This window comes from Nonomuraea sp. NPDC050153 (assembly GCF_044460125.1).
Taxonomy (GTDB): domain Bacteria; phylum Actinomycetota; class Actinomycetes; order Streptosporangiales; family Streptosporangiaceae; genus Nonomuraea.
Genome location: NZ_JBITJQ010000028.1, coordinates 117,228 through 133,235, shown reverse-complemented (window position 1 = coordinate 133,235; position 16,008 = coordinate 117,228). Strand labels below are relative to the sequence as shown.

The window sequence follows — 16,008 nt, the reverse complement described above, 5'->3', positions numbered from 1 at the left end:
ACCCCGTGAGGGTCTCCGGGCTCCGCGAGAACGGTCAGCCGCGCTGGATCAGGAGCTCGTCGTCCCCCAGGTCGACCTTGACCTTGTCGCCGTCCACGACCTCGCCGGACAGCACGGCCTTGGCCAGCTTGTCGCCGATGGCCGACTGGACCAGACGGCGCAGCGGGCGGGCGCCGTACAGCGGGTCGTAGCCCGTCAGCGCCAGCCACTCGCGGGCGGCGGGCGTGACCTCCAGCGTCAGCCGGCGGTCGGCCAGGCGCCGCGCCAGCCGCTCGACCTGGAGGTCGACGATCTGCGCCAGCTCCTCCGTGCCGAGCGCGTCGAAGAGGATCACGTCGTCGAGCCGGTTGAGGAACTCCGGCTTGAACGAGCTCCGCACCGCGCCCATGACGGCCTCACGCTTGGCGCCGTTCTCCAGCTTGGGGTCGATGAGGAACTGCGACCCGATGTTGGAGGTGAGGATCAGGATCGTGTTGCGGAAGTCCACCGTGCGGCCCTGCCCGTCGGTCAGCCGCCCGTCGTCGAGCACCTGGAGGAGGATGTCGAAGACCTCGGGATGGGCCTTCTCGACCTCGTCCAGCAGCACGACCGTGTACGGACGCCGCCGCACGGCCTCGGTGAGCTGGCCGCCCTCCTCGTAGCCGACGTAGCCGGGAGGCGCTCCGACGAGCCTGGCCACGCTGTGCTTCTCGGAGTATTCGCTCATGTCGATCCGGGTCATCGCCCGCTCGTCGTCGAACAGGAACTCCGCCAGCGCCTTGGCCAGCTCGGTCTTGCCCACACCCGTGGGCCCGAGGAACAGGAACGAGCCCGTCGGCCGGTCGATGTCGGCGATGCCCGCCCGGCTGCGGCGTACGGCGTCGGAAACGACCTGTACGGCCGTCTGCTGCCCGATCAGCCGCCTGCCCAGCTCGCTCTCCATGCGCAGCAGCTTGGCCGTCTCTGCCTCCAGGAGCCGCCCCGCGGGGATGCCGGTCCACGACGAGATCACCTCGGCGATGTCGTCGGCCCCGACCTCCTCCTTGACCATGGCGTTGTCCGGCGGCGCGGCGTCGGAGGCGGCCTTCAGCGCCTGCTCCAGCCTGGGCACGTCGGCGTACATGAGCCTGGAGGCGGCCTCGAAGTCGCCGTCGCGCTGCGCCCGCTCGGCGGCGCCGCGCGCCTCGTCGAGCTGCTTCTTCAGCTCGCCGACCTTGTTGAGCCCGGCCTTCTCGTGCTCCCAGCGGCCGACGAGGGCGTTGAGCTCCTCCTGGCGGTCGGCCAGCTCCTTGCGGAGGCGTTCGAGCCGCTGGACGGAGGCCTCGTCGGTCTCCTTGGAGAGAGCCAGCTCCTCCATCTTCATCCGGTCGACGTTGCGCTGGAGCTGGTCGATCTCCACGGGACGGGAGTCGATCTCCATGCGCAGCCGCGAGGCGGCCTCGTCGACCAGGTCGATGGCCTTGTCGGGCAGGAAGCGGTTGGTGATGTAGCGGTCGGACAGCGCGGCGGCGGCCACCAGCGCGCTGTCGGCGATCTGCACCTGGTGGTGGGCCTCGTAGCGGCTCTTGAGCCCGCGCAGGATCGCGATCGTGTCCTCGACCGAGGGCTCGCCCACGTAGACCTGCTGGAAGCGGCGCTCCAGCGCCGGGTCCTTCTCGATGCGCTCGCGGTATTCGTCGAGCGTGGTCGCGCCGATCATGCGCAGCTCGCCGCGGGCCAGCATCGGCTTGAGCATGTTGCCCGCGTCCATCGCGCCCTCGGCGGCCCCTGCGCCGACGACGGTGTGCAGCTCGTCGATGAACGTCACGATCTGCCCGTCGCTCTCCTTGATCTCGGAGAGCACGGCCTTGAGCCGCTCCTCGAACTCGCCGCGGTATTTCGCGCCGGCCACCATCGCGCCCAGATCGAGCGAGATCAGCCGTTTGTTGCGCAGCGACTCGGGCACGTCGCCGGCGACGATGCGCTGGGCCAGGCCCTCGACGACCGCGGTCTTGCCGACGCCGGGCTCGCCGATGAGCACCGGGTTGTTCTTGGTGCGCCGGCTGAGCACCTGGACGACGCGGCGGATCTCGGAGTCGCGGCCGATGACCGGGTCGAGCCTGCCGGCGCGGGCCCGCTCGGTCAGGTCGACGCCGTACTTCTCCAGCGCCTGGTAGGTGTCCTCGGGGGTCTCGCTGGTGACGCGGGCGTGCCCGCGTACCTTCTCGAACGCGTCGAGCAGCGCCTGCGGCGTCGCGCCCTGCGACTTCAGCAGCTCGGCCACCTGGCCGCCGTCGGCGGCCAGGCCGACCAGGAGGTGCTCGGTCGAGACGTAGAGGTCTTCGAGGCGGTTGGCGTGCTGGGCGGCGGTGTTGAGCACCGTGAGCAGCTGGCGGGAGCTCGACGGCGCTCCCACCGTCGCGCCCTGCGCCTTCGGCAGCGCCGCGAGCTGCTCCTCGGCCCGTGCCCGCAGCGTGCGCCAGTCGGCGCCGACGGCTTCGAGCAGGGGAACGGCGGTGCCGCCCGTCTGGGAGAGCAGGGTGGTCAGCAGGTGAGCAGGGGAGATCTCAGGATTGCCCTCCGCGGCGGCACGCCGCATGGCACCCGAGAGCGCTTCCTGGCTCTTCTGGGTGAGCTTGTAGTCCATTCTTCCTATGCCCCCGGTGGCAGCTCATATCGGATCAACGCTCTGACCATGCGCATCTCGGCACGCAGGCGGTGAACCTCCTCACGCAGCCGCAGAGCTTCGTTCTCGAGCTCGAGGATCCGCTTGATGCCCGCGAGGTTGATGCCCTCCTCCTGGGAGAGCCGCTGCACCTCGCGGAGCTGGATGATGTCGCGGGTCGAGTAGAGGCGGCCGCGCCCCGCCGTGCGGCCAGGACTGACCAGGCCCAGCCGGTCGTACTGGCGCAGCGTCTGCGGGTGGAGCCCTGACAGCTGCGCGGCCACCGAAATCACATAGACGGGAGTGTCATCTGACAGGTCGAAATAGTTGGCGTCCATCGGCTACTCGCTTCTGGCTCGCTGAATCAGCTCAGCGCGCGGGTCTTCGCCCGCGGTCGCGGTGTTGAACTCGTTGAGGAGCTCACGTGACTTGTCGTCGAGCGTCTTCGGCACCACCATCTCGACCGTGGCCAGCAGGTCTCCCTTGGTGCCGTCCTTGCGGGTGACGCCTCTGCCGCGCACGCGGAACGTGCGCCCGTTGGGCGTGCCCGTGGGAATGCGCAGCGTGACCGGCATGCCCTTGAGGATCGGCACCTTGATCTCCGCGCCGAGCGCCGCCTCCGTGAACGTCACCGGGACGGTGACCGTCAGGTTGTCACCGGCCCGGCCGAAGACGGCGTGCGGCTTGACGTGCGTGAGGATGTAGAGGTCGCCTGCGGGCCCGCCGTTCTCGCCCGGCGCCCCCTTCGCCTTGAGCTTGACCCGCTGGCCGTCGGCCACGCCGGCGGGGATGCGGGCCTGGATGGTGCGGGTGCTCTTGGCCCGGCCGCTGCCCTCGCACACGGGGCAGGGGTCGTCCACGATCAGCCCGCGGCCCTTGCAGTCGCGGCAGGGCTCGGAGAAGGCGAAGTTGCCCAGATTGCGGCTGGCCGCGCCCGTGCCCTCGCAGGTGGGGCAGACCCTGGGGGTCGTGCCCGCCTTGGCGCCGGTGCCGGTGCACGCGGCGCAGGCGGCCGAGCTGGTCAGCCTGAGCGACACCGTGGTGCCCTCGACCGCTTCGGTGAACGTCAGCGTGACCTCGGACTCGATGTCCTGGCCACGCCTCGGCCTCGCCGTGGTGGTCGTGCGGCCGGCGCCGCCCGTCCGGTTGAACAGCCCGCCGAACAGGTCGCCGAGCCGCTCGCCCGCACCGCCGCCGCCCGTGTTCTGCCCGGTGCCGCCGAACAGGTCACCGAAGTCGAACGGGAAACCGCCACCGCCGGGCCGCTGGCCGCCCACCCCGGACCCGAACAGCGTGCGCGCCTCGTCGTACTCCTTGCGGCGCTTGCTGTCGGACAGGATGTCGTACGCCTCGGAGACCTCCTTGAACTTGGTCTCCTTGGTCGCGTCGCCCTGGTTGGTGTCCGGGTGGTACTGCCTGGCCAGCTTCCGGTACGCCTTCTTGATCTCTTCGGCGGTGGCGGTCTTGGGCACACCAAGGACGGCGTAGTAGTCCTTCTCCAGGTAGTCCTTGGTGCTCATCTACGGCCCTTCGTCCTTGTTGTCAGTTTTCGTCGTCGTCATTGGACGCGGGAGTGGCGTCCCCGGGCTCCGCGACGGCCACCCGCGCCGGGCGCAGCACCCTGTCACCCATCCGGTATCCAGGCTGCAGCACCTCGATCGCGGTCGGCTCGGTGACGTCCGGCGAGTAGCTGTGCATCAGCGCCTCGTGGACGGTCGGGTCGAAAGGCTCGCCCTTCTGGCCGAAGGCGCTGAGGCCGAGCTTGGTGACGGCCGCCTCCAGCGACTCCGCCACCTTCGCGAAGCCTCCGGTGAGCTCGCCGTGGTCGCGGGCCCGGCCGATGTCGTCGAGCACGGGCAGGAGCTCCACCAGCGCGCCCGCGACAGCCTGTTCCCTGACCGCGGCCCGGTCGCGCTCGACCCGCTTGCGGTAGTTCACGTATTCGGCCTGGAGCCGCTGCAGGTCCGCGGTCCGCTCGGCGAGCTGGGCCGCCAGCTCACCGTTGGCGATGGCCTCCGCCGCCGCAGGCTGGGGCGCCTGGTCGGCGACGGTGGTCTCCCTGACCTGCCCCGTCTCCGGGTCGATCTTGCGGTTGTCGCGGATCACCGGCTCGTCTTGCCCGTTGTCGCGCGGCGGCATCACTTGTCCTTCTTCGGCTCGTCGTCGACGATCTCGGCCTCGACCACGTCCTCGTCGGCCTTCTGGCCGTCACCGGCGGCGGCGTCCTGAGGGGCGCCCTCGCCACCGGCCTGCTGGCCCTGGCTGGCGGCGTAGATCGCCGAGCCCATCTTCTGGCTGACCGTGGCGAGCTTCTCCGCCGAGGTGCGGATGACGTCGGTGTCGGTGCCCTCCAGAGCCTTCTTCAGCTCGGACAGGGCGTCGTTGACCTCGGTCTTGATGTCGCCGGGAACCTTGTCGTCGTTCTCGCGGAGGAACTTCTCCGTCTGGTAGGCGAGCCCGTCCGCGTTGTTGCGGACCTCGGCCTCCTCGCGGCGCTTCTTGTCCTCCTCGGCGTACGACTCGGCCTCGCGCATCATGCGCTCGATGTCGTCCTTCGGCAGCGCGGAGCCGCCGGTGATCGTCATCGACTGCTCCTTGCCCGTGCCCAGGTCCTTGGCGGAGACGTTGACGATGCCGTTGGCGTCGATGTCGAAGGTGACCTCGATCTGCGGGATGCCGCGCGGCGCCGGCGCGATGCCGGTCAGCTCGAAGGTGGCCAGCTTCTTGTTGTACGAGGCGATCTCGCGCTCGCCCTGGAAGACCTGGATCTGCACCGACGGCTGGTTGTCCTCGGCCGTGGTGAAGACCTCGGAGCGCTTGGTCGGGATCGTCGTGTTGCGCTCGATGATCTTGGTGAAGATGCCGCCCTTGGTCTCGATGCCCAGCGACAGCGGGGTCACGTCGAGCAGCAGGACGTCCTTGACCTCACCCTTGAGCACGCCGGCCTGCAGGGCGGCGCCGATGGCGACGACCTCGTCCGGGTTGACGCCCTTGTTGGGCTCCTTGCCGCCGGTCAGCTCCCTGACCAGCTCGGTCACGGCGGGCATGCGGGTCGAGCCGCCGACGAGCACCACGTGGGCGATGTCGGAGACCTTGATGCCGGCGTCCTTGATGACCTGGTGGAACGGGCCCTTGGTCCGCTCGAGCAGGTCGGCCGTCAGCCGCTGGAACTCGGAGCGCGTCAGCTTCTCGTCGAGGTGCAGCGGGCCCTCGGAGGAGGCCGTGATGTAGGGCAGGTTGATGTTGGTCTCGGACTGGCTGGACAGCTCGATCTTGGCCTTCTCGGCCGCCTCGCGCAGACGCTGGAGCGCCATCTTGTCCTTGGCCAGGTCGACGCCGTGCGCGTTCTGGAAGCGCTTGACGAGCTCGTCGACGACGCGCTGGTCCCAGTCGTCACCGCCGAGGTGGTTGTCGCCGGAGGTGGCCTTGACCTCGACGAAGCCGTGGCCGTCCTCCTGGCCGACGTCGAGCAGCGACACGTCGAAGGTGCCGCCACCGAGGTCGAAGACCAGGATCGTCTGGTCCTGCTCCTTGTCGAGCCCGTAGGCGAGGGCCGCCGCGGTCGGCTCGTTGATGATGCGGAGCACGTTGAGGCCCGCCACCGTGCCGGCCTCCTTGGTGGCCTGGCGCTGGGCGTCGTTGAAGTAGGCGGGAACCGTGACCACCGCGTCGGTGATCTTCTCGCCCAGGTAGGCCTCCGCGTCCTGCTTCAGCTTCTGCAGGACGAAGGCGCTGATCTGCTGGGGGGAGAACTTCTTGCCGTCGATCTCCTGGGACCAGTTGGTGCCCATTTCCCGCTTGACCGATCGGATCGTCCGGTCCACATTGGTGACGGCCTGCCGCTTGGCGACCTCACCGACGAGCACCTCGCCGTTCTTCGCGAAGGCGACCACGGACGGCGTGGTCCGCGAGCCCTGCGCGTTGGCGATGACGGTGGGCTCACCGCCCTCGAGGATCGAGACGACGGAGTTGGTCGTCCCAAGGTCGATACCTACCGCACGTGCCATGAGTACGTCCTTGTAGTCAAAGTTGAGTCTTGTGGACTCAAGGTACGAATGCCGGTCGTCTTTGTCAAACGACTTGAGCCTACTCGACTCAACCCTCGTGAGCGCACCGGCATTCCCTCTAACGGCGGCGGATCCGCGGAAGGTTCCTTGGCACGCGAACGGCCCCGGCACGGTGCCGGGGCCGTTCGCATCGGTGGGGTTACTTGGCGCCGTCCACGATCTTGCGCTTGCCGATCGGCTTCTTGAGCGTGACCGTCGTGGTCTTCTCGATCGCGATCATGATGCACGACACGTTCTTGGCCTTGGGCGAGGTGCCCTCGTACAGGGTGATCGTGACGCGCGTGGCCGTCTCCTTGACCTTGACGCGGTCCAGCACCGTGCACGGGGCGACGCCCGACCACCACGTGAGCTGGATCTTCCTCTTGGACACCGCCTTGGCCTTGGTCCAGCGGACCTTGTGGACGTTGATGGCGTCGCCGGTCGGCTTGACCGGCTCGGGGCCCTTCTTGGGGCTCGTCGTCGGAGTGGTGGTGACCGGGTTCGCCACCGCGGGCGGTTTGGCCGGGACCGTCGAGGCGGCCCGGTCGGCGGGTGGCGCCGCGCCGCAACTCGTCGCGAGCACCAGACATCCGGCCAGGAGAGTCGCAGTCATTGCACGCATACCCTTTCGACGGACAAGAGCCTTCCGCGGTTCATCACGCCGCGGTCTAGTGTGGTTCACGTGCTCCGTCAGGCCCTGCTGGCCATCTCCAAGAGCGAGCGCGCCGAGCGCGTCATCTCGACCTCGCCGCTGACCGCGGGCGTGGTCGGGCGCTATGTCGCCGGCGACGTGGGCGCGGTGGTCGGCGAGCTGACCCGCAAGGGGCTGCTCGTCAGCGTCGACCACCTCGGCGAGGACGTGACGGACCTGGCGCAGGCCGAGGAGGCGGTCGCCGAATACCTGCGGCTGCTGGCCCTGCTGCCCGCCGGCGCCGACGTGTCGGTCAAGCTCACGGCGCTCGGGCTGCGGCTGTCGGAGCGGCTCGCACTCGACCACGCCGCCACGATCTGCCGGGCCGCCGCGGCCGGGAACGTCACCGTGACACTCGACGCCGAGGAGCACGACACGATCCCGGGCCTGCACTCCGTGCACGCCGCGCTGCGCAAGGACCATCCCGACGCGGGCGTGGTGGTGCAGGCTTACCTGCCGGACTCGCTGGAGCGCTGCGAGAAGCTCGGCGGGGCCCGGGTGCGCCTGTGCAAGGGCGCGTACACCGCCCCGGGGGCCTACACCAGGCCCGGCGACATCGATCGCGCCTTCGTACGTTGCCTGAGAGTCCTGATGGCCGGCACCGGCTACCCCATGGTCGCCACCCACGACCCCAGGCTCGTGCGGATCGCATCCACGCTCGCCGTCCTGGAGGGCCGCGACGCGACCGGCTACGAGCACCAGATGCTGTACGGCGTGCGCCCCGACGAGCAGCTCCGCCTGGCCGGACAGGGCGCCAGGGTGCGCGTCTACCTCCCCTACGGCAACGACTGGTACGCCTACCTCATGCGCCGCCTGGCCGAACGCCCCCGCAACCTGGCCTTCTTCCTCAGGTCGCTGCTCTCACGCCGCTGACCGGCCCCGGGCCCGGCACCGGCGCGCAGTTAGTAGGCTGCCAGCGTGATTGCGATTCTGGGCACGGGAAAGATGGGCGAGGCCCTGCTGTCCGGGCTGCTGCGCGCGGGGTTCAAGCCCGGCGACATCATGGCGACCAGCCGCCGGGCCGAGCGGGCGCAGGCGCTGCGCGAGACGTACGGCGTGCGCACCGTCTCCAACGCAGAGGCCGCCAAGTCCGCCGACACCCTCATCCTGGCCGTCAAGCCGCAGGACATGGCCACGCTGCTGGCCGAGATCGCCCCGTACGTGCCCGCCGACCGGCTCGTGATCACGGCCGCGGCCGGCATCACGACGGCGTTCGTGGAGCAGCGGCTCGGCGTGGAGGTGCCCGTGGTCCGGGTGATGTCCAACACGCCGATCAGGTTCGACGAGGCGATGAGCGTGATCTCGGCGGGCGCCCACGCGGGCGAGGAGCACCTCAAGCTCACCGAGGGCCTGCTCAGCCCGGTCGGCAAGGTGCTGCGCATCCCCGAGTCCCAGCAGGACGCCGCCACCGCCCTGTCCGGCAGCGGCCCGGCCTACTTCTTCTACCTGGTCGAGGCCATGGTCGACGCGGGCATCCTGCTCGGCATGCCGCGCGCCGCCGCGCTCGACATGGTCACCCAGTCCATCGTCGGGGCCGCCGTGATGCTGCGCGACTCGGGCGAGCACCCGGTGATCCTGCGCGAGGCCGTCACCTCGCCGGGCGGCACGACCATCGCCGCCATCGCGGAGCTGGAGCGGCACAGCGTGCGGGCCGCGTTCCTGGCCGCCATCGAGGCCGCCCGGGACCGGGGGCGCCAGCTCGCCTCCGGCTGAGAGACCGGCCGGCCTCACTCCTACGATGGGTCGGGTGACGTTACGTCGCGGCATCGCGCCGCTGCTCGTCCTTTTCGTACTGACCGGCTGCACGTCCGAGGAGCCGTCCGGAGTCCAGGTCGGCGAGGTCGCCCGGGGGCCGGTCACCGAGGTCGTGGAGGCCCCCGCCACGATCGGCGCGCGTGCCTCCGCGACACTGCGCTCGCCCGCCCAGGGCACGATCGCCAAGCTCTACGTCCGCGAGGGCGATCGCGTGCGCAAGGGCCAGATCCTGGCCAGGATCCGCTCGCCCCAGGCCCAGAGCCAGCTCCGACAGGCCCGCCAGGCCTCCAAGGCGGCCACCCCCGTGAGCTTCGCCACGCCGGACGTCCGGCTGCCGTCGTTCGACACCGGGGCGTTCGACCGCAAGGTGGCCGCGCACTTCGCCAGGGCCCGCAAGGAGGCGAAGAAGGTGGCTGACGCGGGGACGCGCCGGCAGCTCCTGAACGCCATCGACCTCGCCCAGGCCCAGCACAAGGCGCAGACCAGGGCCCTGGCCTCGATCACCGCCCAGCTCAACCGCTCGATCAGCGGCCTGGTGTCCGGCATGACCAGCGGGCTGTCCAGCTCCATGGCCTCGCTGCAGGCGGCGTCGAAGTCGCAGGCCAAGGCCGCGGTCAAGGCGGCGGAGAGCACGGTCAGGTCGCTGACGATCAAGGCGCCGTTCGGCGGCGTCGTCACGCTCGGCCGCGCCTCGGGCGGCGGCGGGGCGGCGAGCGGCGTCGAAGGGCTGCTCAGCCAGCTCCCCGGCGGCGGGCAGCAGCTCCCGTCCCTGCCTTCGACGGGCGGTGGCACCTCCGGCAGCCCGGTCGCGGCGGGCGTCCCCGTCTCGGCGGGCGACTCCATCGTCACGGTCACGGACATCTCCAAGCTCACCCTGGAGGCCGACGTCGACGAGACCGACGTGCTGCTGGTCAAGAAGGGCGTGCGGGCCGCCGTCGAGCTGGACGCCGTGCCGGGCGCCACGTACACGGCGGTGGTGACCGGCATCGGCGTCAGCCCCATGGAGGGCACCACGGGCGGCGTCAGCTACCCGGTGCGGCTCACGCTCGGCCCCGGCGCCTTCGACGACGGCTCCAAGGCGCCCACTCCGAAGCCCGGCATGAGCGCCGTCACGCGGCTGACCGTGCGCGAATCGCCCTCCGCCGTCTCCGCCCCGGCCTCGGCCATCGTCTCCAGCGGGCGCGAGAGCGTGGTCTGGGCGATCAGGAACGGCGTGGCGGAGCGCCGCGTGGTCAAGCTGGGGGCCCAGGGCGACGCGGTGGTCGAGGTGCTCGGCGGGCTGTCCGTGGGCGACCGGATCGTGGTCAAGGGCGCGGACTCCGTACGGCAAGGGCAGCCGATCCCATGACGGCCGCCATCGAGGCGGTGGACCTCACCCGGCGCTACCAGCTCGACGGCGTGGTCGTGGAGGCGCTGCGCGGCGTGACGCTCCGGATCGACCAGGGCGAGTTCGCCGCCATCGTCGGGCCGTCCGGGTCGGGCAAGTCCACGCTCATGCACCTGCTCGGCTGCCTCGACCGCCCCAGCTCGGGCGTGCTCAAGGTCAACGGGGTGGAGATCTCCGGATTGTCCGACACCGACCTCGCCGAGCTGCGGAACAAGACCATCGGCTTCGTCTTCCAGTCGTTCCACCTGCTGGCCAGGACGTCGGCGCTGGACAACGTGGCGCTGCCGCTGGTCTACCGGGGGGTCGGCCGGGCCGAGCGGCGCGCGCGGGCCCGTGCGGCGCTGGAGGCGGTCGGGCTCGGGCACCGGCTGGAGCACCGGCCGTCCCAGATGTCCGGCGGCGAGCAGCAGCGCGTCGCCATCGCCAGGGCACTGGTCGGGGAGCCCAAGGTGCTGCTGGCCGACGAGCCCACGGGCAACCTCGACACCGCCAACGGGGCCGAGGTCATGGCCATCCTCGACCGCCTCAACGGCGAGGGCGGCGTGGCCGTCGTGCTCGTCACGCACGAACCCGACGTCGCCGCCCACGCCCGGCGGCAGATCCACGTTCGGGACGGGCTCATCGAAAGGGACAGCGCGTGAAGGGCGGCGAGGCGCTGGCCATGGCGCTGGAAGCCCTGCGCGTCAATAGGCTGCGCAGCGCGCTGACCATGCTGGGCGTGATCATCGGCGTGCTGGCCGTGGTGATCCTGGTGGCCATCGGCACGGGCGCGAAGGACGAGATCGAGAAGCAGATCTCCGGACTCGGCACGAACATCATCCTCGTCGTCCCCGGCCGCATCAGCCTGGGCGCGGCTCCGACGCAGAGCAAGCTGGGCCTGGCCGACGTCGCCTACCTGCGGCGCGTGATCGGCGACCCGTCGAAGGTGACGGTCTCGCTGCAGTCGGGCGAGACCGTACGCGTCGGCAGGGTCGAGGCGTTCGTCACGGTGATCGGCACCGACCAGAACCTCGTCAACATCTTCGACCGCCCCCTGGACAAGGGCCGCCCGCTGAGCGAGACCGACGTGGACACCCGGCGCAGAGTGGCGGTGCTCGGCTCGGAGGTGGCCGACCGGCTGTTCGGCGACCTGGACCCGATCGGGCGGCAGGTGACGGTGGCCGGGGCCAGGTTCCGGGTGGTGGGCGTGTACGCCGAGATCGGGCAGACGTTCGGGCTGTCCCGTGACCAGGAGATCCACATCCCGGTGACGACGGCGCAGCGGCTGTTCGGGATCGAGCGGATCAACGGCCTGGCGGTCGGCGCGTCCGGGCCGGACGAGATCGACCCGTTGTCGGAGAAGGTGACGGCGGCGCTGCGGGCGCGATATCCGGGAGAGCAGTTCTCGGCGGTCACGCAGACCGCGCTGCTCGGCACGATCGGAAGCGTGCTCGGCATGCTCACCGGCGTGCTGGCCGCCATCGCGGGCATCTCGCTGCTGGTCGGCGGCGTCGGCGTGTCGAACATCATGCTGGTCAGCGTGCGCGAGCGGACCCGGGAGATCGGGCTGCGCAAGGCGCTGGGCGCCAGGCAGCGCGACATCCTCGCCCAGTTCCTCATCGAGGCGGTGCTGCTGACGACGATCGGCGGGCTCGCCGGGATCGTGCTCGGGGTGGGCGGGGCGCTGGCCATCACGGCGTTCACCGAGGTGCCGGCGTCGATCACGTGGTGGTCGATCGCGCTGGCGTTCGGGGTGTCGGCGGCGGTCGGGGTGTTCTTCGGCGTGGCGCCCGCGCGGAGGGCGGGCCGGCTGGACCCCGTCATCGCCCTCCGCGCCGAATGATCTCAGGCGTCCCGCTTCCGCATCAGGACGCCCGGGTGATCTCAGGCGTCCCGCTTCCGCATCAGGACGGCCCCCGCGATCACGGCGACCACGACCCAGACGAGGTAGACGCCGAACCCGTTCCACGGGCCGAGCGAGCTGCCGCCCTGGGGCATCACGATCTGGGAGCCCGCGTTGGTGGTGAAGTAGTCGGACACGGTCTTGCCCCACTGCCCGGGCAGCATGGTCGTCACCTGCGGCAGGACCAGCATCAGCGCGATGGCCGACACGATCGCGCCCGGCGTGTGCCGGATGAGCGTGCCCAGCCCCAGCCCGAACAGCCCGCAGGCGGTCAGGTAGAGGCCGCCCCCGAGCGCGGCCTGCGCCACCTCGCCCGCCCCGAGCGACGGCGGCTGCGTGATCGCCAGGCCGACGAGGAGCGAGGCCGCGGAGGCGACCGTGCAGACGACCAGGGAGACCGCCGTGAACACCGCGATCTTGCCGGTCAGCAGGCTCATGCGCCTGGGCACGGCCATCAGCGACGTGCGGATGCCGCCCGTGCGGTATTCGCTGGAGATGACCAGCACGCCCAGCGTGGCCATGGACAGCGAGGCGAACATGGTGCCGACCAGGCCCATCATGATCGCCTGATCCGCGGGGATCGGCCCGTCGGCCGAGTTCTTCGCGGCGGCGCTGATGAGCGCGCTCATGCCCAGCATCAGCAGCGCGGTGACGGCCAGCGTCCACACCGTCGAGCGGACCGAGCGGATCTTGGTCCATTCGGACCTGAGGATGTCGATCATGATGTGAACTCCAGGCTGTCCTTGGTGAGCTCCATGTAGGCGGCTTCGAGCGAGGGCTGCACGAACGTCAGCTCCTCCAGCGGGATCCCGGCCCGCGCGGTGAGGGTGCCGATCTCGAGCGTGCTCATCGCGGTCACGCGCAGGTGGTCGGGGTGCAGCTCGCCGACCTTGACCAGTTCGGCCACCTCGGCCAGCCGGGGCGAGCGGATCCGTACGTACCCCTGCGAGCTGCGCCCGATGAACTCCTGCACGCTCGTGTCGGCGATGAGCCGCCCCTTGCCGATCACGATCAGGTGGTCGGCCGTCTGCGCCATCTCGCTCATCAGGTGGCTGGAGACGAACACGGTCCTGCCCTCGGCGGCCAGCTTGCGCATGAACGTGCGGATCCACAGGATGCCGTCGGGGTCGAGCCCGTTGACGGGCTCGTCGAAGATCAGGATCTCCGGGTCCCCGAGCAGCGTCGCGGCGATGCCCAGCCGCTGCGACATGCCCAGCGAGAACCCGCCGACCCGCCGCCTGGCCACCTCGCGCAGGCCCACGGCCTCCAGCACCTCGTTCACGCGGCCCGCCGGGATGCCGTTGCTCTGTGCGATGGCCAGCAGGTGGTTGTACGCGTTGCGGCCGCCGTGCACGGCCTTGGCGTCCAGCAGCGCGCCCACCTTGCGCAGCGGATGCGTCAGCTCCCCGTACGGCCGGCCGTCCACGAGCACCGAACCGCCGGACGGCCGGTCCAGCCCGAGGATCATGCGCATGGTCGTCGATTTGCCGGCCCCGTTGGGCCCCAGGAACCCGGTCACCTGACCCGGCTCGACGTCGAAGGACAGGTCTGAGACGGCCACGGTGCCGCCGTAGCGCTTGCTCAGGTTCATGGCTCGAATCGCGCTCATGGCTTCAGCGTGCCGTCGCGCACCCCTGCTTTCCTCCTGCCCGGGAACCGTCTCAGGCGAGGGGCACTGGGAGCCTGGTCCTACTCTCCAGGGCGGATCAGCGCCGCCTCGTAGGCCACGATCACGGCCTGCGCCCGGTCCCTGACGCCGATCTTGGCGAACAGGCTCGTCACGTGGTTCTTGATCGTCGAGGGGGAGACGGACAGCTCCTGGGCGATCTCGGCGTTGGACCTGCCACGCGCGATCAGCACGAGGACCTCCCGCTCGCGCTCGGTCAGCCCGTTCAGGGAGGCGGGCACCGGTCTCGGGCGGGCCCTGCCTTCTGGCCGAGCTCCGCTCGGCGTCGTGTGGTGGAGGTCCTCGCTTCGCTGCGGATCCACCTCACGTATGAACGTGCCGATCAGCCGGGTCAGCAGCCGCGGCGCGACGGCCGACTCGCCCCGGTGCACCACGCGCACGCCCTCGATGAGCTCCTCGGGGGAGACATCCTTGGGCAGGAACCCGCCGGCGCCCGCCCTGAGCGCCGCGACCACGTTCTCGTCCAGGTCGAACGTGCTCAGCGCGAGCACCCGCACCTCCGGCAGCTCCGCGGTGATCAGCTCGGTCGCGCGCACCCCGTCGAGCCCCGGCATGTGCAGGTCCATCAGCACCACGTCGGGCCGCAGCCGCCTGCTCAGCTCCACCGCCTCGGCCCCGTCCGCGGCCTCGCCGACCACGCCGAGGTCGGGCTGGGCGTCGAGCATCAGCCGGAAGCCCTTGCGGACCAGCTCGTGGTCGTCGGCCAGCAGCACCTTGATCATCGCGTCGCCTCCAGGGGGATGCGGGCGTGCACGCGGAAGCCTCCTTCCGGCCGGGGGCCGGTCGAGAGCTGGCCGCCGCACAACGCCACCCGCTCGGCCATGCCGCCGAGCCCGAACCCCGGCGTGCCGCCGCTCACCGCCAGACCGTCGTCCACCACCTCGACCTCCACGGCCCGGTCCTCGTACGCCAGCCGCACGCTCGCCCTGGCGCTGGTCGCGTGCTTGCGGGTGTTGGTCAGCGCCTCCTGCACGATCCGGTAGACGGCGTGGTCGACGGTCGCGGGCAGGGCGACGGGCTCGCCCGTCACGGTCAGGCTGGCGGGCAGCCCCGCCGACTTCGCCTCCTTGATCAACGAGGGTAACCGGTCCGCGCCCACCCCCGTCGCGGCGTCCGGGCCCTCGCCGCCGTCGGCCCTGAGCACGTCCAGCAGGCGGCGCATCTCCGACATCGCCTGGCGGGCGGTCTGCTCGGCGCTCTCCAGCGCGTTCCTGGTGACCTCCTGCCCGGGTGGGAGCGTCGCCCGCGCGCCGCCGACCAGGGCGTTGATGACGGTGATGTGGTGGGCGACCACGTCGTGCAGCTCCCTGGCGATGCGCCGCCGCTCGGCGCGCACGGCCGCGTCGGCGGCTTCGCGCCGGCCGCGCTCGGCGAGCTCGGCCCTGAGCCGGACGATCAGCCCCACCCCCACGGGCACGCCGACGGAGAACAGGGAGATCACCCAGCCGCCGGTGAACTGCCTGATCACTTCCGCCGCCGTCGCGTACGCGGCGAACACCGCCGCCGTCGTGATCGCGGTCGTGCGGCCCGCGGTGTACCGGCCCACGCTGTAGAGGGCGACGGACGAGGCCACGTTGCTGTTGAACGCGGTCCCGGTCGCGATGCTCACGACGTCGATCGCGGTCACCAGCGCGACGGTGACTCGCGGCCTGGCGCGGCGCATGAGCAGGAACGGCATGCCCGCCAGGTAGAACGCCGCGCCCCGGACCGATTCCATGGCGCCCCGGGGGAGCAGGTAGACCAGGGCGAACAGGGCGGGGAGGGAGAGCACGATCACCAGCGTCGTGTCGAAGACCCTGGGACGTCTGAAGTAGCGCACGATCTTGAGGAAGGTTCGCCGCACGCTAAGACCCTAATCACGAAATTTCTAGATCGGCGGGCTGGGCCTGGACTACAACGCCGCGTCTGCCCTGCGGTAACGTCGGCCCCAAGCGAGC

At 70.7% G+C, this 16,008-nt stretch carries 14 protein-coding genes and 1 pseudogene; 5 read left to right on the top strand and 10 right to left on the bottom strand.

Annotated features, from left to right (window positions below):
* Positions 1-34 precede the first annotated feature (34 nt).
* The 6 genes and pseudogenes from clpB to ACIBQ1_RS45140 form a co-directional block, all read right to left on the bottom strand.
* The gene (clpB, locus tag ACIBQ1_RS45165) at positions 35-2,605 is read right to left on the bottom strand and encodes an ATP-dependent chaperone ClpB (protein WP_397287186.1); all 2,571 of its coding nucleotides are present in this window, start codon (positions 2,603-2,605) and stop codon (positions 35-37) included.
* Between the two features lie 32 nt (positions 2,606-2,637).
* Positions 2,638-2,961: pseudogene (locus ACIBQ1_RS45160) on the bottom strand (heat shock protein transcriptional repressor HspR); the annotation flags it as partial.
* 3 nt (positions 2,962-2,964) lie between these two features.
* Positions 2,965-4,143 carry a molecular chaperone DnaJ gene (dnaJ, locus tag ACIBQ1_RS45155; RefSeq protein ID WP_397287184.1) on the bottom strand — a complete coding sequence of 393 codons (1,179 nt, stop codon included), beginning with the start codon at positions 4,141-4,143 and terminating at the stop codon, positions 2,965-2,967.
* Between the two features lie 22 nt (positions 4,144-4,165).
* Positions 4,166-4,762: a nucleotide exchange factor GrpE gene (grpE, locus tag ACIBQ1_RS45150; RefSeq protein ID WP_397287182.1), complete on the bottom strand. Its 597-nt coding sequence runs from the start codon at positions 4,760-4,762 to the stop codon at positions 4,166-4,168.
* Positions 4,762-6,630, bottom strand: a complete 1,869-nt coding sequence (gene dnaK / locus ACIBQ1_RS45145) for a molecular chaperone DnaK (RefSeq protein ID WP_397287181.1) — start codon at positions 6,628-6,630, stop codon at positions 4,762-4,764. Before dnaK ends, grpE begins: the two co-directional genes overlap by 1 nt.
* A gap of 199 nt (positions 6,631-6,829) precedes the next feature.
* Positions 6,830-7,282 (bottom strand): hypothetical protein, encoded by a 453-nt coding sequence (locus tag ACIBQ1_RS45140; protein WP_397287179.1) that lies wholly within the window; start codon positions 7,280-7,282, stop codon positions 6,830-6,832.
* A 69-nt stretch (positions 7,283-7,351) separates the two neighbouring features.
* Between ACIBQ1_RS45140 and ACIBQ1_RS45135 the strand changes: the two genes are divergently transcribed.
* The 5 genes from ACIBQ1_RS45135 to ACIBQ1_RS45115 are packed head-to-tail and all read left to right on the top strand — an operon-like array spanning position 7,352 to position 12,324.
* A complete protein-coding gene (locus ACIBQ1_RS45135) occupies positions 7,352-8,233 on the top strand; it encodes a proline dehydrogenase family protein (RefSeq protein ID WP_397287177.1) in 882 nt (293 codons plus the stop codon).
* 45 nt (positions 8,234-8,278) lie between these two features.
* Positions 8,279-9,073, top strand: a complete 795-nt coding sequence (proC, locus tag ACIBQ1_RS45130; protein WP_397287175.1) for a pyrroline-5-carboxylate reductase — start codon at positions 8,279-8,281, stop codon at positions 9,071-9,073.
* A gap of 34 nt (positions 9,074-9,107) precedes the next feature.
* Positions 9,108-10,463, top strand: coding sequence for an efflux RND transporter periplasmic adaptor subunit (locus ACIBQ1_RS45125; RefSeq protein WP_397287173.1), 1,356 nt, complete (start codon positions 9,108-9,110; stop codon positions 10,461-10,463).
* Positions 10,460-11,143 carry an ABC transporter ATP-binding protein gene (locus ACIBQ1_RS45120; protein ID WP_397287171.1) on the top strand — a complete coding sequence of 228 codons (684 nt, stop codon included), beginning with the start codon at positions 10,460-10,462 and terminating at the stop codon, positions 11,141-11,143. Before ACIBQ1_RS45125 ends, ACIBQ1_RS45120 begins: the two co-directional genes overlap by 4 nt.
* Complete coding sequence (locus ACIBQ1_RS45115; protein WP_397287169.1) at positions 11,140-12,324, top strand: ABC transporter permease; 1,185 nt, start codon at positions 11,140-11,142, stop codon at positions 12,322-12,324. Before ACIBQ1_RS45120 ends, ACIBQ1_RS45115 begins: the two co-directional genes overlap by 4 nt.
* 41 nt (positions 12,325-12,365) lie before the next feature.
* Here the strand turns inward: ACIBQ1_RS45115 and ACIBQ1_RS45110 are convergent, their stop codons facing one another.
* The 4 genes from ACIBQ1_RS45110 to ACIBQ1_RS45095 all read right to left on the bottom strand — a co-directional run bounded on the left by ACIBQ1_RS45110 (position 12,366) and on the right by ACIBQ1_RS45095 (position 15,914).
* Positions 12,366-13,106, bottom strand: a complete 741-nt coding sequence (locus tag ACIBQ1_RS45110; RefSeq protein ID WP_397287167.1) for an ABC transporter permease — start codon at positions 13,104-13,106, stop codon at positions 12,366-12,368.
* On the bottom strand, positions 13,103-13,993 hold the full coding sequence (locus tag ACIBQ1_RS45105) for an ABC transporter ATP-binding protein (protein ID WP_397287165.1): 891 nt from the start codon (positions 13,991-13,993) through the stop codon (positions 13,103-13,105). The genes ACIBQ1_RS45110 and ACIBQ1_RS45105 overlap by 4 nt, the downstream gene beginning before the upstream one ends.
* Positions 13,994-14,073: 80 nt before the next feature.
* On the bottom strand, positions 14,074-14,793 hold the full coding sequence (locus tag ACIBQ1_RS45100; protein ID WP_397287163.1) for a response regulator: 720 nt from the start codon (positions 14,791-14,793) through the stop codon (positions 14,074-14,076).
* Positions 14,790-15,914 (bottom strand): sensor histidine kinase, encoded by a 1,125-nt coding sequence (locus ACIBQ1_RS45095; RefSeq protein WP_397287161.1) that lies wholly within the window; start codon positions 15,912-15,914, stop codon positions 14,790-14,792. The genes ACIBQ1_RS45100 and ACIBQ1_RS45095 overlap by 4 nt, the downstream gene beginning before the upstream one ends.
* Between the last annotated feature and the right edge of the window lie 94 nt (positions 15,915-16,008).